Source organism: Streptomyces sp. x-80, assembly GCF_046549095.1.
Taxonomy (GTDB): domain Bacteria; phylum Actinomycetota; class Actinomycetes; order Streptomycetales; family Streptomycetaceae; genus Streptomyces; species Streptomyces celluloflavus.
Genome location: NZ_JAJPWM010000014.1, coordinates 229,967 through 254,206, shown reverse-complemented (window position 1 = coordinate 254,206; position 24,240 = coordinate 229,967). Strand labels below are relative to the sequence as shown.

Here is a 24,240-nt window from a genome sequence, read left to right as displayed (position 1 = left end):
ACAACTTGGCGTTGACCGCCTTACCAGTCCCAAGTCCGCCGCACAGTCCTATCGTTGGCCGATGCGTGCACACCCTATTGACCGCCCGGCCGATCTCGACGTGGTCCGTGAGTCCTATGACCGCGTGGCCGACAACTACGCCCACATGGTGGTGACCACGGGAGTCGGCGACATCCGTCGCCATCCCTGGCTCAAGGCGGCGATCGACGCCTTCGCCGACACCGTGAGCGGGCTCGGGCCTGTCCTCGATGTCGGCTGCGGACCCGGAACGGTGACCGCCTACCTCGCCGAACGCGGACTCGACGTGTCCGGGGTGGATCTCTCTCCTCGCATGATCGAGAACGCGCGCCGTCTTCATCCGCAATGCCGCTTCAGCGTCGCCTCCGCCACCGATCTCAACCTTGGCGAAGCGTCCCTCGGCGGCGTGCTCGGGTGGTGGTCACTGTTCAACCTGCCCCGTGACGTCCTTCCCCAGGTTCTCGCCCTGTTCGCCCGCGCGTTGAAGCCAGGCGGACACTTCATCATCGGCACACACATGGGCAACGAAGACGCGGTGCGCACCGAGGCATACGGGGGCGTACCCGTTCGTTGGACGACACACAAATGGCGGCCGGAACAACTCGTGGAGCTGATCGAGCAGGCCGGCCTGCACCTGGTCGCCGAACTCCGGCTCCCTCCGGAGGAGTACAGCGGGCCGGGTCTGGTCGTCATGGCCAAGCGCCCCAGCTGACGATCAGGCGTCGGAAGCGGCACAGGATCTCCTGCCGGAACCCATCATCCGGCGCCTACCGCTGTTTTCCGTTCGGATGCTGTGGGCGCGGTGGATGAGTCGGGAGGCTAGGACCTTGCCCCTGCCTGCGGCAAGAACCTCCTGCCGGGGCCCTGCCGCAGTCTCGGCGCGAACCGGGTGCCGCTTGTGCCGGTGGGGTCACCGCATGAGGACGCCGCCGTTGATGTCGTAGGTGGCACCGGTGATGAAGGCGCCCGTATCGCCGGCGAGGAAGCAGACGAGGTCGGCGACCTCAGTCGGCTCGGCGATACGGCCGACGGGGATATCGGCAGCGAGCTCGGCCATCTTCTGCTTCCCGATGGTGTGCACCATGGGCGTTTCGATCATGCCGGGCGCGACCGCGTTCACGGTGACGCCATGGGCGGCGAGGTCGAGGGCGAAGTTGCGGGTCATGGCGATGAGCGCGGCCTTGGACACGCCGTAGTGGACGCTGGTGGGGCGGGCCTTCTGGCCGGACAGCGAGGCGATGTTGACGACGCGGCCGAAACCGCGCGTCCGCATGCCCTCAGCGACAGTGCGGGTGAGGAAGAAGGAGGCGCGGACGTTGACGGCGAACACGGCGTCCCACTCGGCGGGCTCGATCTCCCACAGCCCGTTCATGGGTGCCATCGCCGCGTTGTTCACCAGGATGTCGATCGTGCCGAGGCGTTCAACGGCCTCGCGGTGGGCTCGATCGAGTTGAGTGAGGTCGGCGAGGTCCGCGGTGATAGCGACGGCGCTGTCGCCGATGCGCGTCGCGGTGTGTCGATTGGCCTCGCTGTCCTGGTCCAGCAGGGCCACCTGCGCTCCGGCGTTGTGGAGGGTTTCGGCGACGGCGGCGCCGAGGCCGCCCGCGGCGCCGGTGACCAGCGCGGTCCTGCCCGACAGGTTGATGGTGGTCATGCTCTGCTCCCTGGCGTCTCAGTTGGTGGCGAAAAAGAGTTCGTGGCCGATGCGCGCATCGATCTCCAGGAACTTCCACAGCGGGAAGTCGCCGACCTGCCCGGTGCGCACTATCTGGCACACGGCCTGGACGGCGGTCAGGTCGGGCGCGTCGGCGAGCACGTAGGAGACCGGTTCCCGTGCGCCGGTGCCGACTTGGAGTACGTCCTCGTCGAGGGTGCCGAGCACGGTGATGCCGAAGCGCTCGCCGAGCCGGTCAAAGGCGGGTGGGAGCGCGCGGAAGACACGAGCCTGCTCCTCGGCGGGGGCCGCGTAGAACTCGCGGGTCACCCAGAGGCGGAACAGGACGCGGAGCGGGCCGGGCGTGGACATGGTGGTCCCCTTTGTGGGTTGCGACGGTACGATTCGTAGAGGAACTTCGAACTGTAAGAAGACTATCTAATAGTTAGAGAGTTATCTACATGGTACGTGTCGCAGACTCATCGGGTTCGGCCCCCGCCGACTCGGACCAGCCGGACGTCGCCGACATCGCACTGGATGCCGTGTTGCACGCGGTGGCCGATCCGCTGCGAAGGCACATGCTGTCGCTGCTGGCCGAGCACGGGGAACTCACCGCTGCGGAGATGGATCTTCCGGTGACCCGGGCGACCGGCAGCTACCACTGCCGAATCCTGCGGCAGGCAGGATGGACACACACCCGCGTGCGTGGGCGGGAACGCTACCTGTCGCTGCGTCGGCGGGATCTCGACGAGCTCTATCCGGGGCTGGTGGACGCGGTGCTCGCCGCGGACGGAATCGAGCGGAAACGCTCGCGATGAGCAGTGAGGGGCGAGCTTCCCGGCCGTACCGGGCGAGGGCGGTGGCCGCACCCTCGCGTGTGGTGCGTTGCCGGTGCGGACTTTTCGATGTGCCCTCCCCGAACGCCACATCCCGCACATGGCGCAGCGCCTCGATCTCCCGGTGCCCGCGGACCCGCCGCGCCCGCTCGGCGGCGTCACACGTCGGCCCGACCGCCGCCGCCCCCGCGGATGACAGGTAGTGCCCCCGCCCACTCACCCCAACCGGGTTACCGGTCTCCGAAGTCCCCGGCCTGGGCGGTCTGTTGTGGCCCAACGCCCTGGCGCCGCTACGGCCGTCCTCGATGGCCGGCCGGTCGTCCTGCCCGGCAGCGGGGACAGGACGCTGCGGGTGCGGGACCTGGCCACCGGGCAGCCGGTCGGCGCGCCCCTGGTCCGCTGCGCCGACGGCCTGGTCGCGGTCGCGGTGGCGGTGCTGGACGGCCGTCCGGTACCCGCCACGGGCGACGGGGGCTGTTGGAGGAGATACGCCCGAAGGGCGCCCCCGCGGGGGCGCCCTTCGGGCGTATCTCCTCCAACAGCCTGGCTCACGATCGCGTGGCGGTCCGGCATTCCCTGTCGCTGCCCTCCCGCATCTGCGCGTCCATCGACTTGTTCCGGTCGTACGGGTCGACCCTCTGGCCACTTCCCGGGCCAGTCACGGCGCGCTCGGTCCTGAACTCGGGGATGAAGTAGCCGGTGGCGTTGTCGCAGCCGCCGTTGGTCGTGTCCGCCTTGTAAGAGACCAGGGAGAACGTTCCCGGCTCGGTGACCACCTTCTCCGGGTTGTCCCAGCTCATCACGATCTCGCGGCGTACAATGGTGCGCGCGACCTCGTCGCTTCCCGCCGCGGCGCGCACGACCGGGTAGACGTACGTGACATCGGCAGTCACCTTGAGTGCGCGGCGCTCCCCTTCCTGGTACGTGATCAGGCCCCGAGTCTTCACCACGTTGCCGACAAGCCGCACCTTCGCCGTCGTGAAGCGGCTGAACAACAACAGGGGATCACTTTGCCGACTGGGCGCACGGAACGCGGTGGCCAGGTAGTCCTGGACGTCGCGTTGATGCGGATTGATCAACGCGATCGCCTTCCCTGGGCGCTCCCCACGCAGCACACCGGGATCCAGGTTGGCCCCGGTAAGGAAGTCCTGCGTCCGGACGAGGGCCTGTGCGACCTGCTCCTGGCTCATCCAGCCGGTCGCCCTCGCCTCAGGCAGGTGGATCCCCTCCGCGCCATTGCCCCATCGCTCGGCAGGTGCCCCTCTGAACGGCTCATCGACGGTGGGCAGCTGAGCCGGTCCGTCCGCCGCATTCGGCCCACCCGGACGGTCCGACTCCGCGGCGAGCGGCGCCTTCCCACCACCTCCGCCGCCGAACCAGCCCGCCACTCTGCCCGGGTCCGCTGCCACGACCAGCAATCCGACCACGACCAGCACACCGACCACGTACCAGACTGTGCGCCGTTGACGCCGGGCCGGCTGGTAAGTCCGCCACCCTTGCGGCCGGCCGCGCTCCTGCTGCAGCTGCCGCGCCACGATCCGGGCCCGCGCTGACGGCTCCTCCGGCGCCCCCGAAGTCCCCGCCTCAGCTTCCTGCAGGAAGCGTTCCCACTCCTCGTCCGGTATGGACGCCCCGCCTTTGTCCACGATCCCTTCCCTGCTTCTCTCCTGTCCCCTCTCAGGGACGGCCATCGCCGTGCACCACACGGCTCTGCCACACCATGACGCACCCAAGCTCCGCGTTCCGGCCCCTGGGGACCGCCACGGCCAAGGCACGTTCTCCAGTAGCGTTCCTCGCTGAGGCGACGAAGCCCCGGGTCTGGGTCTCGTTCCTGGCGGGGGCGGACGGGTATGGCCTCACTGAAGTGCCGGGTGGCACAAGTAATCTCATTCCCGGGCCGCCCGGCCGATGCGGCACCGTTGGTCAGGCGTACCTTCTATGCGTACGGATTCCTGAGCACCGTCGGTAGCGGACCGTTGATGAGGTCATCGTCCAGCGGAACACCAGTGAGGTGGCTGAGGACGGCCCAGATCTCGTCGAAGCCGTCATCGCCGTAGGGACGAGCGCTCGCCCTCCTCCGGAAGTCCTCGGCAAGGCTCAAAGGAGCATCCTTCCCGGGAATAGGTTCGGGTAGGCCGAGATCGAAGTGCTCCAGGATCTCTCCGTCCCTCAAGTGCTTGACGAAAACTCCCCCCTTGGGGTTCCGAAAGTAGTGGATAGCGTCAGTTCCGGCCGAGAGGCGCTTGAGCAGACCCGTATCGAACCCTTCAGGCTCCCAGGCGATTTCCAAGCAGAACGACCAGGAGCCTGCGAGCCCGACGCGCAAGACAGACCCGATGTCAGGAGGGCTGTCGAACTCTTCATCTGCCTGTTCCCTCGTCATGGTCCGGGCCTGCGAAGAATCCGCCTCGTAAAGCCTCAGAACATCATCCGGAGTACGTCCCCGCACGAGGTTGAAGCACACCAGATCTTCGTACGTCCAACCCAATTCATCAGCTAAAATCATGGTGCGCCTTGTCGTATTGAATTTGATTTTCTGCGTCTTGTGCGGCTCACCCGGATTGAGGCGAGCCACACAAACGACTGTGTGCGCAGCGGCTTTGTGAGCGTCAGACTTGCTTACTGGATCAGCTCAATGTGCGGATGGCCCGGGGATGCCGGACAGGCGTGGAGTTGCAGGTCGTAGCCGCCGGCGATGTCGATGAGAGTGAAGTTCGCGGGCGGGGTGCCGAGGAGGAGCGGAGTCGGGTTCGTCCGTTCCTCCTCGGGGGCCCAGCTCTCGCTACTGGAGTCCCATTCCGCAGACGCGATGGTGAGGAGCGGCATCGCCTCGGTGCCGCATTCCGGGCAGGGGCGGGGCATGGGGTCGGTGAGGCCCCAGCGGGTCCAGCCGCCGGTCTTCCAGCCGGGGGAGTGGGACAGCATGTTCAGGTAGAACTCCTGCGGGGCGACGTCGTACGAGCTGTCCCACGCGGATCCGGCCGCCTCCCACCGGCTCAGGTCGCCCAGCTGATCCTGCAACTCCTCGCTCAGCTGCATGGGGTTGGGGTACTCGGTGACCTGCTCTGGTGCGAGCAAGCACGGCTCCGGGAGGTACCAGTCGAACTGGATCACGGGCGGCTCGGGCGGTGCGTCGAGCACGTCGGTGACGGTGGCGGAGGACCGCCGGAAGAGGGCGGTCCGGGGGTGTGCCTCCATGTGGTCGAAGGGGCACCACAGGACTTGGAGGAGATCGGCGTCGGGAGGGCTGCTCGGGAGAGGGACGTCGCGGGCGTAGAGCTGGGCCACGGGCAGCATGGGGATCGGGCCGTCGAACCACGGGCGGCCCTTTGCGATCCTCCGCGCGGTCTCCCGCTCCTCAGGCATGGCCGCGGGTGCCTGGGGATCGCGGAGCTGCCGCTCGGCCGCCGCCGCGCGGCCTCGGCGCAGGAGCCGGATGTCGTCCGGGGAGTGCACCACGCTCGCCGTGCGACTGTCGTGCGGTCCTTCGCAGTGGGGCCACGGTTCGTTGGCGGGCCACAGCAGCGGCCCGCCAACGGAGCTGTCGTGCACGGACGGAGACCCGGGCCGCGGGTGCAGCCGGGTCGCCGTTCGCGCCAGCGGGGCTAGTTGAGGGAAGAGCGAGGTCACGTCAAGTGGCCGCGGCGGGGTGGTGAAACTCATGCTGACTCCCGATGGCGCGAACTGGTTGATCAGTTACCGAGGTTGAGCAACCCGGTGTTGCCCTTGGTGTTGGGGACGTAGACGTTGGGGAACAGCTCCTCAGTGGCCCCGTTCGCCCGTTCGATATTAGCCTTCATCGTGACTCCCACCGGGATCGTGCTCGTCGCGTCCTTGTAGACGGGCGTCACCTGGTAGAAGATCGCGTCGTCCGCTCCGAAGAGGCCGACATCACCCTTGATCATGTTCTGCGCCATGGTCTCGTAGGTCCGCATGCTGGGCGTGCCGGTGTTCATCCCCGACTGCCAGCAGGGGACGAGGTTGTTCTGACCGCCGTCCCTGATCTGGCCCTTTCCGCCGAGGATGTTCGCGATCAGGTGGCACCGGGCCTGCGAGGAAGTGGGCGGGTTGTCCGTGTTGAACTTCTGCGCGTCCCTCCAGCCTGTGATGTCACCCGAGGCAGCGGTGCCCTTGACCGTCGCCCTGCCCAGGCACGCCTGCGCCTGGGTCGGCCGGGCGCCGGCCAGGCCGATCGGGGTGATCGTCTTGTTGACGTGCGGGACCGGCTCGGCACTGTTCAGGATCCATCCGTCGCCGTTGGGAAGCGAACCGGCCGGCGTGGTGTTCAGGCAGCGGCCGTGCGGGCCGGTGTCCGGCGTGGTGAACTTCACCTCGAACTGGTCGGCGTCGATCACTCGCTGGTCCGCGAAGCCCTCGGTGAGCTTGGCCTCGGCGAACTGCTGGTCGGCGGCGGAGACATGGGCACGCACACAGGGCCGGGTCCGGTCCAGATCGCGGCTTTCGCCCAGTACGTACGTGTCCCATTCGCGGTTGCCGAGGTTGGGGATCACCTCGACGCACTGGGCGCCGTCGGTTCCCCCTTCCTTCGCCTCGGCGAAGGGGAACTCGCCGCAGGTGTCGGTGTCGACGAGCTCCGGCAGCCCATCGAAGCCTCCGCAGGTGCGGCCCTTGCGGTCGGCCACGTCGCTCGTTGACCGGGTCAGTGGCTTGCCCTTGCCCCAGGCGTCGTTGAGGTTCTTCTGGGCCCACTGGTAGGCGGCCACGGCGCCGCCCGGGTCCGAGCTCTGCGCGCTCATCGGCACGACGGGCATGATCGAGGGGACGGCGCAGCCGGCCGACGAGGTGCCCCCGACCGCATCGTCACAGCGGATCTTGCGCGGATTGTCCCACGATGCATTCGGGTCGACGGCCGTAGCGCCCGGGGACGTCACGTACAGCTTGTACGAGGTGTTGAACTCTGCGACGGCGCCCGCCGCGGGGGCCGAGGAGTAGGAGACGGAGCCGGTAACGGACTGCCCCACAGTGAGGGCGCCGCCGTACCAGGGCGCGGTCTTCGTTGCTGTGCAGCCGGTCGTGCAGGAGGCACGGAACTTGGCGTTGAGGGCGGTGACATCCCCGCTCGCACCAGTCATCTTCACGGTGACCTGCTCGTCCCACGTCTTCTTCTTCGCGGACAGTGACGCATCGGTGGAGATTTCCAGGGTGCCGCGCCCGATCTCCTTGGCGTTGCCGTCGCGCAGGGTGTAGAGGACGTTCACCCCGGTCACGCAGTACCTGAAGCGTTCGTACGAGTAGCTGCCGGGATTGGTGATGTCGCAGCTGCCGGCGGCGAGCGGCCGTACCGAGGCGAGCCGGGCCGAGGCAAGCCGGGCCGGGGAGGGGCGGGGAGGGGCGGGGCTGACGCTCACACAGGCGTTGACGGCGCCCACCCGGCGCTCCTTCGAGCCTGCCTTCGTGGGCTCGCAGCGTTCCCCGGACTCCTTCGGGAAGGAGCTGGTCTCGGTGGCGGGGGTTGGAGCGTCGGGCCGGTCGGTCTGGTCCACCTTGCCGATCTGCCGCGGCTTCTCGTCCGCGTCCTGTCGCACCGGGGCCATGCCCGTCGTGGTGAGCCCCAGCGTCACCGCGGCCAGTACGGCGAGTACGGTCGACCGGGCACGTCTTCGGGCTGCGCCTCTGGGGCGTATCTCGTGCATGTTCGTCAGATCTCTCTTCTTTGTCTTGGTGGAGGGGGCGGCGGATATACCGGACATGCGGTGCCCCCGGGCAGCGGTGGACGGGCTGCGCCCGACCGCACAGGCCCTAACGGAAAATGCCGAAGACTCACGGCCCCACATCTCCGTGGAGGCGTGGCGAAGCGGACATTGCTCACGTGGTGAGCGCATGGCTGCGAAGGCCGGCGCTCACCACGTCGTGCATGCAGTCCAGTTGGTCAGGAAGCGCTGGGCCACATGGCGGGCCCGGCGGCCAGGGTGCCCTTGCCATTGCCGGTGTAGAGGTGCAGGCTGCGGTCGCTCCAGCGGGCGGCGATGTCGGCCTTACCGTCGCCGTTGAAGTCGCCGCCGAGCAGGGCGCGCATATTGCGCCAGGACTTGTCGTACCAGAGGTCAGGGGCGCGGGTGACGGTGCCCTGGGCGTTGCCGGTGTAGAGGCGGAAGCCGCCGTCGGGGTCGGTGGCGACGATGTCGTCTCTGCCGTCGGTGTTGAAGTCACCGCTGGACAGGATGCGCATGCCGTCCCAGGACTTGTCGTACCACAGGTCGCGCTTGGCTCCGCTGAGGGTGCCGTCGGCCTTGGTGGTGTAGGCGTGCAGCGAGCCGTCACCCCACACGGCGGCCAGGCCATCTCGTCCGGAGTCATCGGCGCGGTAGCGCACGATCTGGGACATCCCCTTCCAGGACTTGTCGTACCAGACCTCCACGCGCGGCTTCAGTTTGCCGTTGGGGGTGCCGGCGTAGAGGAAGAGCTGGCCGTCGTCGCCGCGCGCGATGATGTCGCCCTGGCCGTCGCCGTTGAAGTCGCCACCGATGATCTGCTGGTAGCCCTTCCAGGTGCCATCGTGGGTCCACAGCTCGCGGCCGTACTGCAGGGTGCCGTCGGGCTTGGCGTAGAAGGCGTGCAGGTTGCCGTCGTTCATGACGGCGGCAACATCGGTGCGGCCGTCGCCATTGAAGTCGGCCGAGGTGATCACGTCGCTGACATTCTGGAACTTCGTCGTCAGACGCACTGTCTGGATCCAGTCGGCAATGTCGTCGGTGCGGGTGATGAGAGCGCCGGTACGCTTCTCGTCCTCATGACCGAAGCAACCGCCCTGCCAGGAGCGGCTGCTGACCCCGGTGAGCTCGTAGGTGCTGTCGTGCTCGCGCAGGATGGGGCCGCCGGTGTCGCCGGCGCAGATGGCGGCGCCGTCCGAGGTGCCGGCGATGCTTACCGAGGTGTCCTGCAGCTTCTGCAGGGAGAACTGGGCGCTGTGCAGGCGGTCGGGCACCCACTGGTCCTTGGTACGGCCGTAGCCGCTGGCCGTGAGGCTCTCACCCTGGCGCGGGGCAGTAGTGCCGAGGGTGGCGGGGGTGATGCCGGTGACGGGGCTGGCGAGCTTGGCCATGACCAGGTCCCGGTCGCTGCGGGGGACCAGGGCGACGACGTCCGTGACGCTGCCGCCGCCTTGGGTCATGTCCGTGCGGCCGATAGTGGCGGTGGTCTTCAACTTCGGCGCGCCCGCGGGGACCTTCAGGCTCTGGGCGGGGTTGTCGGCGAAGCAGCTGGCAGCGGTGAGCAGCCACTGCTCATCGATGAGCACGGCCGAGCAGTTGCGGATGCCGCCAATGTCGAGGTTCGCCGCGGGGTAAGAGCCGTCCTTTGCGGCTGCGCCTACCACTGCATTAGCGATCGGAGCAGTTATCAGACTGGCTGTGATGGCGGCAGTGGCACATAGTGAGGCAAGGCCGATGCGAGAGCGTCTGGCACGCATGTCGATGTTCCTGTCTACGAGCGATTTGGCATTGAGTGAAGGGGCTTGCGTGAAGTCAGTCCGAGGGCGCCGAGCTCTGCAGGGGGGGCCAGCGGCTGGGCTGTACGGGGCCACGGTGCTTCATGACATTCGAACGCCGCGGACCCCGGGGACCAGCACGGCTCACTTGCGGTGCATTTCCTTCGTGATCGGAAGCGCGACACTTCACTAATCGAAGGAAATGCATGACGTTCTGCTTTTCACGCAAGGATGTTGAGGGCGGCCTGGTGCATGTTTCGATTGCTTAAGAAAAAATCTTTGTGATGGGGGATATGACGTCTTCGGCTACTTCTTCGACCTTTCGGATAACCGGCTTCACGGCGGAAGCGACCTTCCCCGCGCCTCGCGTCATGACCTGCAGTGCTTGGCGGCCAATGGCAGTGACGAATTCCCCGCTCGTGAAGCCGTGCTCGATACCGGTGGCGATGGCGCTGATGCCGGCGGCTGCGAACGAGATACCGAAGCAGACTGCGGAGATGCTGCCGAGGACCGGAGCTGCCGGCCAGAACACGCACGCGACCGCGAATCCGGTACCGAGGAGCCCTGTTGCCACACTCACCGTGTCGGCGGTGTCGGCCCACCACTTGGGATCCTTCCACCAATCCTTCTTACCGGATTCGGTCCCCTTCGGGTTAACCTCGTCGTTGGTCCCGGAATCAGAGGGGTTGCGCTTGTTGTCCCGGTCCTTTTGCGACTCCTGCGCAGCCTCCCGGGCGGCCTTCTCCAGCTCAGCTGCCCGCATATCAGCAGCCGTCTTGAGGGCCTCACTGGCGGCGACGGCCGCAGCCTTCGCGTCTCGGCCGGCGGTGACTGCGGACTGGCGCGCGTTGGCAGCGGACGCACTGGCGCTGTAGGAAGAGGCGAGAGCGCTGCGGGCGGCATCGATGGCGCGGTTCGCTGAGTAGTTCGCCGAGCGGGAGGCGCTTCGGGCGGTGGCGGCCGCGTTCTTGGCCTTGTCTGCCGAGGCTTTCGCGTCGGCGGCCGACTTGTCGGCCGCTTGAGCGTTGTTCCGGGCCTCGTCGGCGTAGCCGCGGGCGGCATTGGCGGAGTTGATCGCCTTTTGAGCCCACTGCTGGGCCTCGGCGGCCTTGCCACGGGCTTCCTTGGCGACCTTGGTAGCCAGTGCTGCGTCCTGCTGGGCTTCCTGGGCGATCTTGGCCGCGGTGGCGATGGACGCCTTCATGGCGGAGGCATGGCACAGGGAGTCGAAGTCGAGCTGCGCGGCGAGGTGTTGGATGGAGTCGACGAATTTCCGGCGCATCCACGCCGGCCCTTCCGCGGCGACGTCGGCGTATGCCTTGGAGTAGGCGCCTCCGTGGGCGATGATCGTCAAGGTGGTGACGGCGTCGTCCTCCTCGACCGCTGCGGGAAGGTCGACGTCGAAGAACTTCTGCAGTGCTTCCGGCGTGTCGGTGTCGATTGCCTTGTTGCATGCGGCGGTGACCGCCTTGCCGGGCTTGGTGGACAGGACGCGGAAGATGTTGACGCGGTTTTCCATCTCCCGGGCCTTGATCACACCGGAGGTGTTGAAGTCACCCGTGGGGCGGTCACTGGCCAGCGCGGTTGCCGCAGCACTTGCGACGGCAGGCTCGGAAACCTGTGCCATGAACAGGGTGGTTTCCCGATCGTCCTGGGAGGCAGCGATCTGCCGGTCGAGGTCGATCCAGGACAGGATGTCGTCGTCGGTCCCGGACAGGGCGAAGCGGGCGGCCTCACGGGTCCAGGTCCCCTTGGTGTCCAGCAGTCCTACGGCCGCCTTGCGCCCGAGCGTCGCGGCGACGCTGAGATCGTCGCGCGCGAGTGCCTGTTCCGCTTTGGTGATGAGGTCCTTGATGGCCTGGTCGGTCTGCTGCTCCTGGGTGCGCTTGTTCGCAGTGGCCGCGCGGTCGGTCGCATCGATCTTCGCGAGGACTGCAGCTTCCTCTAGTCCTTGCTTTCGGTCCTCCTCCAGGCGGGCCATTTCCGCCTCGCGGGCCTTCTGCTCCACCTTGATGGCATCCTCGACGGCCTGGGTGGCGGTGTTGGCTGCCTTGACGGCTTCCTCGGCGTAGGCGGTGGACTTGTTGGCGAAGTCGACTGCCTGTCCGGCGTACTTGACTGCCTCGTCTGCCGCGTCGGCGGCCTTCTCCGCGTGCTCGGCGGCGGCATTGGCGGCCTTGTGGGCGGTACGTGCGTTTGTCGCGGCGGCGCTGGCCAGGGCCTGGGCCCGAGAGGCGGCGTTGGTGGCCTGGTTCGCGGCGGATGAGGCGATCGCAGCTTGCCGCTTGGCCTCAGCTGCCTTCGACTGGGCCGCACCTGCCGAAGCGGCTGCTTGGGCGGAGGCATTGGCGGCGGCGGAGGCGTTGCGCGCAGCGGACGCAGCCGACTGCCCGGCGCTGGCTGCCTGGTCCGAGGCTATGGCCGCCTGATCAGCGGCTGCGGCCGCGGAGCGAGCCTTGGCTGCCGCATTGCGGGCGGCGATGGCGGCGTCCTTGGCCTGGCTGGTCTTCGAGGCGTCCTTGGACGCGGCGATCGCGGCGTTGTAGGCGCGCGATGCGGCGGATCCGGCCGCGGATGCGGCCTGCGAGGCGGCGGTGGCGGCCAGGGAGGCCCGGCGCGAGGCGGTGACTGCGGCGGTGGAAGCACGGATGGCGGTCCGGGCAGCGGAGGCGGCGCCGCTGGCGGCGGCGGCGGCCTTCCGGGCAGCGTCGGCCGACAATTGGACGTTTTCCTTCGCCTTCTCGGCCTGCGACTTGGCTTCCTCGGCCGCTTTTTTGGCATTTTCGGCGGCTGTGGTGGCCCGTTCGGAGGCTTCCACAGCCAGGTCGGTCTTCTCGCGGGTGAGCTTGGCCTCGTGCGTCACAATGGCGACGAGCTGGTCGATCGTGGCTGCTTCCTGGTCCCTTGCCCGTGCGATGTGCTGGCCGGTGTCGAGATACCACTGGACGTCGTCCGCAGTGCCGCTCAGCGCGCGGTTCGCGTACTTTGTCACCTCGGGGCCGGCAGTGTTGAGACTGCGGGTGATCTCCACGCGCAAGTCTTCCAGCCGGGCCTCGTACTGGCCGGCGGTGAGGAACTTCTCCAGAGCCTGGTCCGTCTCGGCGTTCAGTGCAGCATTGCCCTCCCGCTTGACGGCAACACCGCCGGTGTTCATCACGGCGAGGGTCGACACCCGCATGTCCTCGGTGATGGACGAGCGGTACCCATCTTTCACAAAGGCGGCGATGGCATCGTCACCGGTCTTCAGGGCCTCGTCCGCGTCCCGACGAGTCCCCTTGCCGCCGTGGGCGAGGTAGGTGAGAACGGCGACTCGGTTGTCCTCCAGCGTTGCCTTGGGCAACTGCTCGGTGAGGAACACGGTGATGTCCTTGTCGGTGCCACTGAGGGCGTAGGCGGCGGCCTCCTTGACCGCCTTTCCGCCCGTGACCCATGCCTTGACCGCTTTGGCCCGGTCCGTATCCGGCAGGGCCAGGGGAACTGTGTCCGCGGTCTTGCCGGCGGCCCGGGCTGGCGTAGTAAACAGCAAGGGCGTCGACGAGGCAGCCGCAGTGGCCGCTACGGCGGCGACGAAACGACGACGGTTCCAGAACGTTGTCTGCACGAAAAAACCTTGTCTAGTCATGGCCGTCAGAAAGAAGACTGAGCATCACCGGGTTCTGCCGTCCAGCGTCAGCAGAACCCGGTGGCCAAAAATGCCCGCAGTGGTCGCCGGAAAGGACTGCCAGTGGCTGCATGGATCTCCCTGACCGCGCCGCCACCGTACGCAGATCAGCAAAATGCACACTGCGCCACCGGAGAGAGTAGAGCGCGTCCTATTTCTTGGTCGATATCTCTACCAGCGTGTGATTGTCGCCGCCGGTATCCGCAGTCTCGCCTACCGGAGTCCACGTGTTCTTCCTGATGTCGAACGACTTTTCTTCACCGGTATCTACAACGGTCATATCCACGGTGGTTTGGTAGTCATTGCCCTTGAAGCCGAAGACCTGCGGTATTTCGAGAGTCAAGTAGCCCGAGTTCCCCGTGACGCGAAAGCAGACCTTTTCATTCTTCCGAGACCAGACCTCAAGGAGTCCCTGCTCGCTTACACAGGAAGCGAGCGTAATGTGTCCGTCCCCTCGCTTCAGCGTTATGCCCTTTTCGGCAAAAATCTTGTCGGCGTTCGGGTAGTTGAAGTCTTCCACTGCGTACGGCATGTCATCTCCCGCGGGCTGCTCATTCGGCGCAGCGCGAGATTCCCCGGGAATGGCCTGCAGCAAGGAAAGCGCAAGCACGGAAACGAAACCACTCAGCAACCCAATTCTTGCCAGTCGGCGCATTGTTCTCTTTCTGAAAGCTCGTCGAGTTGCTGCGGGCTTACCCACCAGGTGGTGCGTCACCCCCCACCGCGGGCTGGCACCCGCAGACTCACAGGTTGATCACCGGCCAATGAGTATCAATGAAAGGCAAAAGAAGATCCATCCAGTAATGAGCGACATGACGCGCAAAACGGTCATTTTTGCTGTGAGGTATGCCACCATTAGTCATGGTTGTTGCCGTCTGCATTAAAAGATTTGTAAAATCTCTACGAGGATTGCTTCTGGGGGCTCGACCTGTCCAGGCGACCGTCTCTCAGCGCGGCGAGTGCGCACGCCCGGCGGCGCAGCAACGCCCGCGACAAAGCCGAACGGCGGACGGATCTTGCGCGCCATTCATTTCCACCTGACGGATAGCCGGATGCCTCCTGGGCGGCGGGCGTCTGACACAGCTCCAGTCATCGCCAGGAGGAGCCCCTGTGCTGACGCGAGCAAGCGACCTTGTCGTCGGTCCCGTAGCGCGACGAGATCGGTCTTCTTGTTGGCGTCAACATCCTCGAAACCAAGGTGACCTTCGCCGAGCTGGCCAAGAAAGTCGGCAGCCAACGCTCGGGGCTGACGCTGCGACGGAAGAGGCCCCCGAGCGCTGACAGCGCTGCAAGCCCACGTACGGCGGCTGGCCTGCTCACGCAGGAGATCCCCAGTCGAGCGATGGGTCATAGGCGCCGGGTGGGACATGGAGACCTTCGGTGTCGTAGTCACCGAAGCGCAGGACATTGTCACGCCGGTGCGGGCTGATCACAGCGAGATCCTCGCCACACACGCTCCACCCCTCGGCAGCCATCTGCCGCAGGACGGTGGTCATGTCGACCGTCGTGGAGAAGATGACACTGGAAGCCACCAGGCCGAGGAACTTGACCGTCTTCTCCTGCTGCTCCGGATCACGAGACGTGAGCAGGCCATGGTTGCCGAACGCCAGCCATTTCGTGAACCCGTTATAGGCCTCGGCCTTGTTGGTCGCCCTGCTGATCTGCTCCCGCAGTCCGGATTCCGACAAGTGCCTGAGCAGCACGACCGTACGCACGGCGCGTCCGACCTCGCGGAACACCCGGTAGACCTGGTTCTTGCGCGAGCGGTTGTTCAGCTGGCGCAGGAGCGTGACGGAGGAGACGGTGCCCTCCTTGACCGAGAGGGCGACCTGCAGGAGGTTGGGCCAGCCCTTCTCGATCAGCGCCCAGTCGATCGCGGTGCGCGGATCGGAGCTGAACAGGGCGTCGATATGCCGATAGCGCACCGCGGGATCAGGGCGGTGGAAGGTCAGATCCTGAAAGTTCCGGATACGCGGGAGCAGATCGATACCGAGGAGCTAGGCGAGTCCGAAGACCGGAAACGACTGCCCTTGCGTATCCGCATGCACCGCACCGGGCTGCACCGACGACTCGTTGGCGAGCATCGCATCGATCAGATAGACCGCTTCCAGGCCCCGCAGGGTATGAATCGGGAAAAGAGCGCGATATAGGTGTCGGCGACAAGGTGGTACGCGATCCCGCCGAAACCCCCGTAGCGAATGCTGGTTTCGGCCAGGAGGTTGTCGATGACGGTATCCATCATCGTACCGTCCACCGCCGCCACCGAACCGTCCCCCCCACTCCGTAGTGAGGTCGAGATCCGTGTAAGTGTTGATGACATCTGCCCCGGCCCTGCCGAGATTGCGGGTGGTGAAATGGCGCTGCGCGATCGCTCCGAGTTCGTGCGCGGTCACGCTGCCGCGCATATGGCGGGCGGCCTGCGCCGGGCCGAGATTGCATCCATAGGTGAACGCGGTAACTACATAACGGGACAGCGGATCCCGAAGCTTCGGGTCCGACCCGGACAACGGGCCCGGCCGGTGCCACCACCCCGTCCAGTGCGCCGCCCGCCCCAGATGATCCAGCACCGAGCGGGCCGGCAGACGCCCGGACAACTCGGCATCCACGGCCTCCGCCGAGGCGGTACGGTCCGTGCCCTTGCGCGCGTTGAGCGAGGGCACCCCCGTTAGCGGATCGGCCGTCAGGTCAGCATTGTCCGGATAGCCGTCATCCACCCGATGGACCACCTCGGTTAGGTGCTGCTTCAGACGGGCAGTGAAGCCCTGGGCGGTGGGCGGCAATCCAGCCTCCTCACAGAATGCCGCGAGCTTGGGCACGCACTCGTCCCAGGGTAGGAGCATCGTGGTCCAGTCGCCGTATTCCTCGCAGCCGATGACCGCGATATCCCCGCACCGCAGCTCCTCCACCAGGTAGGCGAAGACCATCGTCTCGAAGTGTCGGCGCACCAACTGTCCCGGGCTGGTCCTTGGCATAGACGGTCTTGAGCCAGTTCTTCGACGCGAACGACAAGTCCAACGGCCCCGGTGGCTCAACCGCGGTCCCGTCGGCGGCGTCACGAACGACCGGGGTCGGTGGGGTGTCGGAGATCATCGGGCGGGTCAGGTTCTGGTGTGCGAGCGCGTGCTCCAGGGCGTCCAGCATCGACCGGTCCTGCGAGGTCGCCACGAACATCAGCTTCCGCGCGAGCTCGAACATCGTCGGCCGGTCCGGACGGAAGAACCGCTCCACCAGCGGCGTGAAGTTATTACCGTGGTGCGCTGCCAGGGCCTCGATCTGACCGAGCTGGGCATCGAACCCGCCCGCCCGCTCGACCGCCTCCCGCGCCAGCTTCAACGCCAGCACGTCATCCAGCGAACTCTCAGCGCTCCCGCCGTTCCCGGCGGGGTCTTTCAGCACGGAGAGGACTTCCCGGTAGGCGAGGAGCAGCTGCTCGGTGACCTCCTTTTGCCGCTTCTCGATCTCCGCGAGCTCCTCCTCAGCGCGCCGGACGTGCTGGGCCATGCGCTTGCACAGCATCGTCACGAACTCATCCCGTGCTTTTGTCTGCACCTCCGCGACCAGACAGGCGAGCATGGCCGTCCGGCGCGGCTCGGTGATGTCCTTCATCTCACCCACACTCAGCACGCGGGCCTGCGCGGCCAGCGAGGCCACCTTCGCCGACGCCACCTTCCCCACCCACAGCCAGAATCACCCAGAGCATCCACGCGTTCCGCGTGTGTACGGAATTTCGACCATGTCGCCCGTCGCCCCGGCTCCTTCATCACATCGAACGCACTCCGGCACTCACCATCCGCCACCTCAAGCAAACCAGCGACGCGGGCGCGGGCCGCCCCGCTCATCCGGGACACGATCCCCGCGCAGATCTCCCCTCCACCCGCGCCCGCACCGAGGCCGCCATCCGGTCCAGGGTGGAAAACCCTGGCAGCTCCAGCCCCGCCCGGACTATCTCCTCCAACGCCACATTCACCAGATCCGCAGAGTGTGCCTTCACCGGCGCCGCCGCCTCCGTCGCCGCCACCGCGATCTCCCGCGCCCGCGCCGGATCCCGCACCAATCCGAGACATTCCCGTATCCAGGTACGGTAGTTCTCCCCCGCGCGCACACCCGCGCTCGGCATAACTTCAGTACCAAGGCCCAGACGGGCCCGTACGTGATCGACGACGGCCGCCGGGACAGTGGCCAGCGCGGCGAAGTAGCCCAGTCGCTGGCACGACTTCAGCCACAGCGCCAAAGCCAGCAAGCCCTCCGGCGACCGGGTACGCGACCGCTCCCACGCCGTCTCCTCCAGCGACGGCGTGAAAAACTCCGCCAGCTCCCGTGCCGATACCACCCGCTTGAAGCGCGGATACGCCGTCCGCTCCACCGACGCCACAGTCCGCCACTCCAAGAACCAACACCACGATCTCGGAGAAGATCATCTGACAGGCCGCCAGTCACCGGCCAGAGCTGAAAGCCCCGAACGTCAACGGAACCCACCAACGGCACCCAAGCGTAACCGCCCCACTACTCATCGCCTATGAAATGTGGGTCTCGGCCGTATCTCCTCCGGCCCCACGGGGAGACGGGTGTCGGACCTGACCACCTGCCAGGCCGTCGGAGGCCCCTGCCCAGGCACACCGACCCGGTGCGGGCGGTGGCCGCGACGGTGGTGGCCGGCCGTCCGATCGCTGTCACCGCTGGCTCCGACCGGCCGACGGGGCGGCGACGGTGGGCGATCTCCTGCCCCGGGTGGTTCGTGACGCGGCTCGATGAGCCTGTGTACGAGCGGCCGCTGGTCTGCGCACACGCAGGAAACAGCGGAGGTGACGGGGGCCAGCCAGTCGGCGCCAGCGACCGGGTGGGACCTCGACGCCGCGACCGGCTCCGCCGTCGCTGGGAACGTGATCGAGGCAATTACCGGTCGCGGCCGGGCCCGGCGCCAGGGCTGCTCGGTAGTGGCGTCGTTGCGGTGGCGCCAAGGGCAATCGTTATCAGGGGATCACATGTCGCGGGGGAGCGGGGGCGAGCGGGGGGTGCCGCTGCGCCGCCGACTCCGCTGGACTGCTCGCCCCGGAAGGGCATGGGACAACTGTCCTCCTTCCAGGAGGGGTTCGGGAAACCGCCGGAAGAGCTGGGCCGGCCTGGGCGTTTTTCGTAGTTTTTGCGTTGGACGCGACGAATGTGGATCACATAAATTCCGGTGGCGTGCTGGCCGCTCCGGGAGAGGCGGCCCGGTGCGCAGCAAGCATCAGTTGACCAAGACCCGTGGGGGTTTCCGCATGTCCAGCATTCCCGTCGCACCGCCGCCGCCCGACCAGTACCAGCCCGCTCCGCGAGCCGTTCTCCGCTCTCCTGTCGGACTCGCGAAGGCCGTCTCGATTCTGTTGGCCGTGGTCATCGTCACCGACATGTTCGCGGTGTGGGCCGGTTACCGGTCGCTCGACGTGCTGAACCGGCTCGTGTCCGACTTCGGCTTCGTCACCAGCCAGGAGATCGACAGCGCCGACCTGCGGTACCGCCTGGCCGGGATCGTGCAGAGCGCGGCGCTGATCGCGACCTGCGTGGTGTTCCTCGTCTGGTTCCACCGGGCGCGGGTCAACGCCGAAGTGTTCGCCCCCGAGTACCACGAGAAGAAGCGCGGCTGGACGTTCTGGGGCTGGATCTGCCCGGTGGCCAACCTGTGGTTCCCGCGCCGGATCGCCCTCGACATCTGGAACGCCAGCGCGGTCGAGAACCGGCGCGGCGCAGCGCTGCTCAACTGGTGGTGGGCGTTGTGGCTGATGACCGAGTTCATCGGGTGGGCGGCAGGCCGTCAGTACGCCCGCGCCGAGACTCCGGAAGAGATCCAGCGTGCCCTCGGCTCGATGCTGTTCACCGACGCCCTCGACATCGTGGCCGCGATCCTCGCGATCCTCTTCGTACGCCGCCTCACGCAGATGCAGCACGAGAAGGCCCTGTGCGGCCCGAGCGCACCGCCGTTCGTGCCGAACCTGCCCGCCTTCTAGCGGTACGACCTTTTTCGAGCCGGAATGCCGTCCGGGACCCGGGTGGGAGAGTTTCGGTGCGGCCGCCGGGCAGACCGCCGTCGAGTGCACGTTACGAAACTCCCGCTGGCTGCGTAGGTGAGAACGGAATCACCGCCAAGCCGGACAGGCGCAGGTCTTCGACGAGCTGCTTGGTCCGGGGGCGGCGCAGGACTTCCCAAGGGGGGCTTCTTCCGCCGCCTTGAGGAGCGTGGCGACTGCTTCCTCGCGGAGGCCGGCCTGTTTCTCGCCGATGGCGCGGTCGGTGGAGTGCTGGGAGCCGCGGACGGCGGAGTGGGCGGGCGCGGTGGCGGTTTCCGCGCCGGTGGCGCATCCGGGCAGCCCGTCCGGGGACCGGCCCGCGGGGCGCGGGCATTGCGGGCAGCGGCTCTGAGCAGGCGCACCGAGCGCCGGGTGATCGAGTCTCTCGTTCACCCGGCGCTCGGTTTTGCCTGGTTTCCCGGTCAGCGTCGTGGCAGGTGTCTGGCGAAGAACGTGTGGACGTGGTGCCGCACCGTGGGCACCGACACTGCCGGGGAGATCGTGCCGACCAGGTTGTTCCGGGCGGCGGCGGGGATCAGTCCGGCGGCTTGCAGCTGGGGCGCGATGACGGCGTAGTCGGTGAACACCCAGTGTGTGGCGTGGTCGAGCTGCCGTCGGCGGGTGTGTCCCCGTGGGTGGGCGAGCATGGCCGACCAGGAACGGTCGAAGCGCGCGTCGCGGAAGCCGTCGGTGCCCAGCAGGAGCAGCGGCCGGTCCACCCCGTACCGGGCGACCGGGAACAGCTCACCGTCCTGGCCGGGCTGCTCCGGCGGGTGGTCCAGGTAGCCCTCCAGGTTGACCGCCGCGCCGATGCGCCGGTCCTCGTACATCGCCTCGGCCGCGGCGGTGCCGCCGGCCGAGTGGCCGTAGATGCCCACGCGCCGCAGATCCAGCGCACGCCCGAGGTCCTGCGGCAGCGCGCGTCCCTCCGCGTCGGGATTGCGCCCGGCGGCCAGCACCGCCAGCTGGTCCAGCACGAACCGGGTGTCCGCGATCCGGGTGTCGATCATGGTGCGGAAGGTCTCCGGGCCGGGCTCTCCCCGCAAGACGGTGCAGCGGATCTTCTCCCTTTGCCCTGTCGCGCCGGGAAACTCGACCTCGCTGGTCTCGCCGGGGTGATCGATGGTCACCACCACGTAGCCGTGGCTCGCCAGCTCCTCGGCGATCCCGGTGCCGAGGGTGCGCGGGTCGACGCCTCCGGGGGTGTACAGCACCACCGGCCGCCGGACGGCCTGCGCGGGCGCGCCCGTGTGCGCATGGGTCATGGTGGCCGCCCAGTCCACCCCGCTCACCGGCAGCCCCAGGTGCAGGGGGACGTCGAGCCGCGCGAACCACTCCGCGGCCCCGGCGGTCAGCTGCGGCGCGACCGGGTGACCGCGGACGTCACGCGCCGGATAGAACACCGTGGTCATCACCTCCCGGACGGTGATGCCGCTGTCCCATGGGTCGCGCCGGGAGCGGTCGACCAGGTGCAGCGTGGTGACCCCGATCCGGTGCGGACCGGTCGGCGCGGGCAGCCGCACGGTGACACCGTCGGTGACCCGTGCCCGTGCCCGTAACCGCGCTTGTGTCTGTGACCGTGCCTGCGCCTGGGACCGTGCCCGCGCCTGTGCGACGCCGCCACCCGTGAGCAGCAGCGCGCCGGCCAGTACGGCCGACGTGGCGACGGTCCGCCGGCCCATTCCGGTGGCGCCCGCACTCCCGGGGACGCCATCGGCGCCGCGCTCCAGCGCGCCCTCTCCGCCCGTACGGCCACCGTCCTCGTCCGTACCCCCACCACCGCCGAACTCGCTGTGAAACATGGCCCTCCCCTTGTGCCGTTTTGCTGCTCATCGCTGCGACTTCTCGTGCCGCGTGACCACTCGTGCCGCTGTGACGTCGGCTGATGCTTGCCCTTGTGACGTCCGGCAACCCCCGGCTGAATGAAGCGGACATGGCGGGAATGCTGGCACCCGGCAGAGGCACGGGCAATGGTTCGGACCCCGCCCGAAACGACGGTGCAGCGCCGTGGGGGAGAGAAGTGATCCGTATCGGATGCGCAGCCGCCGACCTCGCGCGCCAGGCCCTGGTCGCGGCCCGGGAGGCGGCCAAGAAGAACGGTGGCCCCCGCGAACGGTGGCCCTCGCGAACGGCGCCCCCCCGCAAGTTGAAGAAGCGGGCCCGGACCCAGGCGGCGCGGCGGGACGACCGCGACCCGCTCGGACCCGGCACCGCGATCACCCCGATGACGGCCGAGCCGGACTTGCCGCCCCGGCCGCCGACGACAGCATCCTGGCCCGGTGGGAGAGCATCCTCGCCGCAGCCGCGCCCGGACCCGCCGGCCCCGTCCAGGCGGTGACGAAGGTCGGTCACCGCGCAAACGGTGTGCACTTCACGGCCGGGGTTCCGCGCGCGTGGCGGTGGTCGAGCGGAAGGCCCGCCGGTAGGCGGAGGGGGTGGTGTCCAGGGCGAGCCGCATGTGCTGCCGCAGGTTCGTGCCGCTGCCCAGGCCGGTCTCGGCGGCGATGTCATCCACGGGCAGGTCCGTCGATTCCAGCAGGTAACGGGCGTGTTTCACGCGGGCGGCGGCGAACCATTCAACCGGGGACAGACCTGTCTCCTGCCGGAACCGCCTGGTGAACGTCCGTACGCTCATGTGGCAGTGCGCTGCGAGGTCCTTGAGGGACAGCCGTCGGTCCAGGTGCTCCGTCATCAGCGCCCGCGCCCCGGCCGTCGATATTCCCGCGTCCTGCGGCACCGGCTGATCGATGTACTGCGCCTGCCCTCCCTCCCTCATGGGCGCGACGACGTTGTACCGGGCCACCTGATTCGCCACCGAGCTGCCGTGGTCCTCCCGGACCAGGTGCAGACACAGATCGATGGCCGCCGCACCGCCGGCGGACGTCAGGACCCCGCGATCGGCGACATACAGCGGATTGATGTCGAGGTCGACCGCGGGGAAGAGCCGCGTGAACTGATCGGCGTAGCGCCAGTGCGTCGCGGCCCGGTGCCCCTCCAGCAATCCGGCGGCCGCGAGAACGAACGCCCCGGTACACAGGGACACCATCCGGGCCCGGAGCCGGGCCGACCGCAGCGCCTCCGCGATGCGGGAGTCCAGTACGCCGTCGTCGAGCAGGTCCGGAGAGCGGGTGCCCGCAACGATCACGGTGTCGGCGTGCGCCAGCAGGGACAGGTCTCCCTGGGGCATGACGTCGTACCCGTTCGCCGTCGGCACCGCGGCGCCGTCCGGCGTGACCGTCCGTACGCGGTACGCCGCACCCGGCCCAGGTGAGGCGACCGTGGCGAGCATCTGGGCCGGGATGCTGAGGTCGAAGGCGACCACCGGCGCGATCGCGAGGACCACCACCTGATGAGGGGCTGCAACAGTCATGGCCCGATAGTTGCAGATAGTGGCCCCTGGGCCACTTCTGCCGTGCGCGTGGAGGCAAGAGACTGACGGCAGTCGCGCGGTTCCGCAGTTCCGCGGACGACATTCCTCCCCACGAAAGGTGGCGTCCCGTCATGCCCGTTCCCCCTGTCGATCCCGAGATCCAATCGCTGCTCGACACGTCCGACGCAGGGGTTTTCCCCCTCTACGGCCTGGATTCCGTCCTTGCCGTTCCCGAGCGGTACCGGCCGTTGCGGGAGCGCCCCGAGACGCCCGCCGACGACCGGGTGCGGGCCGAGGACCTGTTCATCCCCGGCCCCGGCGGGCAGCTGCGGCTGCGGGTCTACCGGCCCGCCACGGACGGCACCCTGCCCGTCGTCCTCTACCTGCACGGCGGCGCCTTCACCTACGGCTCTCCCGAGGCCGAGGAGGAGCACGCCCTGCGGTACGCGCGGGACGCCGAGGCCGTCGTCGTCTCCGTCGACTACCGCCTCGCGCCCGAACACCCGTATCCGGCCGCGGCGGATGACGCCTACGCGGCCCTGACCTGGCTCGCCGGAAACGCGGCAGAGGTGGGCGGCGACCCGGATCGCATCGCCGTCGCGGGAGTGAGCGCCGGCGGGAACCTCGCTGCCGCCACCGCCCTGCGCGCCCGCGATCTCGGCGGACCGCGGCTGCTCTTCCAGCTGCTGCTGTACCCCGCCGTGGACGGCGGCATGACGAGTGCGTCGCTGCGGGAATGCACCGACACACCGGTCCTCAACCGAGCCGCGGTGGAGCTGGCCTGGCGCCACTACACCGGCGGCAACAGCCCTGCGCCCTACGCCTCCCCGGCCGAGGCCGCCGACCTCAGCGGATTGCCTCCCGCCCTCGTCGTCGTGGCAGAGGTCGACCCACTGCGCGACGAAGGCCGGCGCTACGCCGAGCGGCTGAGCGCCGCCGGGGTCACCACCGAACTGATCCAGGCCCCCGGCGCCGTGCACGGCTTCGACGTGCTGTTCCCGAAGGCCCGGATCAGCGAACGCAACCTGGCCGACCAGGTGCGGGCCCTCCGCGAAGCCCTCCACCAGTGAATACCTCCGCCGGACCGCCCACGTCTTCATGCTGCCGACCAGGCGTACGGCAAGGCCGGGTGCGGGCTGCCCGCCCTCGGGCCGGGGGCTGTCGGCGAGGTGGGCGACGGCGGTGAAGACCTGGCGCACTCCCTGAGGGT

At 68.0% G+C, this 24,240-nt stretch carries 20 protein-coding genes; 4 read left to right on the top strand and 16 right to left on the bottom strand.

Going from position 1 to position 24,240, the window contains the following annotated elements:
• Positions 1-61 precede the first annotated feature (61 nt).
• Positions 62-730 carry a class I SAM-dependent DNA methyltransferase gene (locus tag ACLJWH_RS27260; RefSeq protein WP_411144398.1) on the top strand — a complete coding sequence of 223 codons (669 nt, stop codon included), beginning with the start codon at positions 62-64 and terminating at the stop codon, positions 728-730.
• Between the two features lie 198 nt (positions 731-928).
• Here ACLJWH_RS27260 and ACLJWH_RS27255 read toward each other — a convergent pair whose 3' ends face one another.
• Both ACLJWH_RS27255 and ACLJWH_RS27250 read right to left on the bottom strand, forming a co-directional pair.
• Complete coding sequence (locus ACLJWH_RS27255; protein WP_411144397.1) at positions 929-1,672, bottom strand: SDR family NAD(P)-dependent oxidoreductase; 744 nt, start codon at positions 1,670-1,672, stop codon at positions 929-931.
• 18 nt (positions 1,673-1,690) lie between these two features.
• Complete coding sequence (locus ACLJWH_RS27250; protein ID WP_411144396.1) at positions 1,691-2,044, bottom strand: hypothetical protein; 354 nt, start codon at positions 2,042-2,044, stop codon at positions 1,691-1,693.
• Positions 2,045-2,133: 89 nt separating this feature from the next.
• Here ACLJWH_RS27250 and ACLJWH_RS27245 point away from each other — a divergent pair, with 89 nt between their 5' ends.
• A complete protein-coding gene (locus ACLJWH_RS27245) occupies positions 2,134-2,490 on the top strand; it encodes an ArsR/SmtB family transcription factor (protein ID WP_411144395.1) in 357 nt (118 codons plus the stop codon).
• 566 nt (positions 2,491-3,056) lie between these two features.
• Here ACLJWH_RS27245 and ACLJWH_RS27240 read toward each other — a convergent pair.
• The 12 genes from ACLJWH_RS27240 to ACLJWH_RS27185 form a co-directional block, all read right to left on the bottom strand.
• The gene (locus ACLJWH_RS27240) at positions 3,057-4,154 is read right to left on the bottom strand and encodes a hypothetical protein (RefSeq protein ID WP_411144394.1); all 1,098 of its coding nucleotides are present in this window, start codon (positions 4,152-4,154) and stop codon (positions 3,057-3,059) included.
• A 290-nt stretch (positions 4,155-4,444) separates the two neighbouring features.
• Positions 4,445-5,083, bottom strand: coding sequence for a DUF6461 domain-containing protein (locus ACLJWH_RS27235; protein ID WP_411144393.1), 639 nt, complete (start codon positions 5,081-5,083; stop codon positions 4,445-4,447).
• A 44-nt stretch (positions 5,084-5,127) separates the two neighbouring features.
• The gene (locus tag ACLJWH_RS27230; protein WP_411144392.1) at positions 5,128-6,171 is read right to left on the bottom strand and encodes a hypothetical protein; all 1,044 of its coding nucleotides are present in this window, start codon (positions 6,169-6,171) and stop codon (positions 5,128-5,130) included.
• A gap of 29 nt (positions 6,172-6,200) precedes the next feature.
• Complete coding sequence (locus tag ACLJWH_RS27225) at positions 6,201-8,219, bottom strand: DNA/RNA non-specific endonuclease (RefSeq protein ID WP_411144391.1); 2,019 nt, start codon at positions 8,217-8,219, stop codon at positions 6,201-6,203.
• Between the two features lie 179 nt (positions 8,220-8,398).
• Positions 8,399-9,844, bottom strand: coding sequence for an FG-GAP-like repeat-containing protein (locus ACLJWH_RS27220; protein WP_411144390.1), 1,446 nt, complete (start codon positions 9,842-9,844; stop codon positions 8,399-8,401).
• A gap of 376 nt (positions 9,845-10,220) precedes the next feature.
• Positions 10,221-13,556 carry an ALF repeat-containing protein gene (locus ACLJWH_RS27215; protein WP_411144389.1) on the bottom strand — a complete coding sequence of 1,112 codons (3,336 nt, stop codon included), beginning with the start codon at positions 13,554-13,556 and terminating at the stop codon, positions 10,221-10,223.
• Between the two features lie 211 nt (positions 13,557-13,767).
• Positions 13,768-14,271, bottom strand: coding sequence for a hypothetical protein (locus ACLJWH_RS27210; protein WP_411144388.1), 504 nt, complete (start codon positions 14,269-14,271; stop codon positions 13,768-13,770).
• Positions 14,272-14,359: 88 nt separating this feature from the next.
• Positions 14,360-14,497 carry a hypothetical protein gene (locus ACLJWH_RS27205; RefSeq protein ID WP_411144387.1) on the bottom strand — a complete coding sequence of 46 codons (138 nt, stop codon included), beginning with the start codon at positions 14,495-14,497 and terminating at the stop codon, positions 14,360-14,362.
• Between the two features lie 435 nt (positions 14,498-14,932).
• Complete coding sequence (locus ACLJWH_RS27200; RefSeq protein WP_411144386.1) at positions 14,933-15,541, bottom strand: Tn3 family transposase; 609 nt, start codon at positions 15,539-15,541, stop codon at positions 14,933-14,935.
• A gap of 167 nt (positions 15,542-15,708) precedes the next feature.
• On the bottom strand, positions 15,709-15,855 hold the full coding sequence (locus ACLJWH_RS27195) for a Tn3 family transposase (protein WP_411144419.1): 147 nt from the start codon (positions 15,853-15,855) through the stop codon (positions 15,709-15,711).
• A gap of 551 nt (positions 15,856-16,406) precedes the next feature.
• On the bottom strand, positions 16,407-17,282 hold the full coding sequence (locus ACLJWH_RS27190; protein ID WP_411144385.1) for a hypothetical protein: 876 nt from the start codon (positions 17,280-17,282) through the stop codon (positions 16,407-16,409).
• Between the two features lie 169 nt (positions 17,283-17,451).
• Positions 17,452-17,988, bottom strand: a complete 537-nt coding sequence (locus ACLJWH_RS27185) for a DUF4158 domain-containing protein (protein WP_411144384.1) — start codon at positions 17,986-17,988, stop codon at positions 17,452-17,454.
• An 886-nt stretch (positions 17,989-18,874) separates the two neighbouring features.
• Here ACLJWH_RS27185 and ACLJWH_RS27180 point away from each other — a divergent pair.
• The gene (locus ACLJWH_RS27180) at positions 18,875-19,600 is read left to right on the top strand and encodes a DUF4328 domain-containing protein (RefSeq protein ID WP_411144383.1); all 726 of its coding nucleotides are present in this window, start codon (positions 18,875-18,877) and stop codon (positions 19,598-19,600) included.
• A 482-nt stretch (positions 19,601-20,082) separates the two neighbouring features.
• Here the strand turns inward: ACLJWH_RS27180 and ACLJWH_RS27175 are convergent, their stop codons facing one another.
• Both ACLJWH_RS27175 and ACLJWH_RS27170 read right to left on the bottom strand, forming a co-directional pair.
• Positions 20,083-21,342 carry an alpha/beta hydrolase gene (locus tag ACLJWH_RS27175; RefSeq protein WP_411144418.1) on the bottom strand — a complete coding sequence of 420 codons (1,260 nt, stop codon included), beginning with the start codon at positions 21,340-21,342 and terminating at the stop codon, positions 20,083-20,085.
• A gap of 689 nt (positions 21,343-22,031) precedes the next feature.
• Positions 22,032-23,030 (bottom strand): GlxA family transcriptional regulator, encoded by a 999-nt coding sequence (locus ACLJWH_RS27170; RefSeq protein ID WP_411144382.1) that lies wholly within the window; start codon positions 23,028-23,030, stop codon positions 22,032-22,034.
• A gap of 131 nt (positions 23,031-23,161) precedes the next feature.
• On the opposite strand from ACLJWH_RS27170, the gene ACLJWH_RS27165 reads away from it, so the two are divergent.
• Positions 23,162-24,100, top strand: a complete 939-nt coding sequence (locus ACLJWH_RS27165) for an alpha/beta hydrolase (RefSeq protein WP_411144381.1) — start codon at positions 23,162-23,164, stop codon at positions 24,098-24,100.
• Positions 24,101-24,240 lie beyond the last annotated feature (140 nt).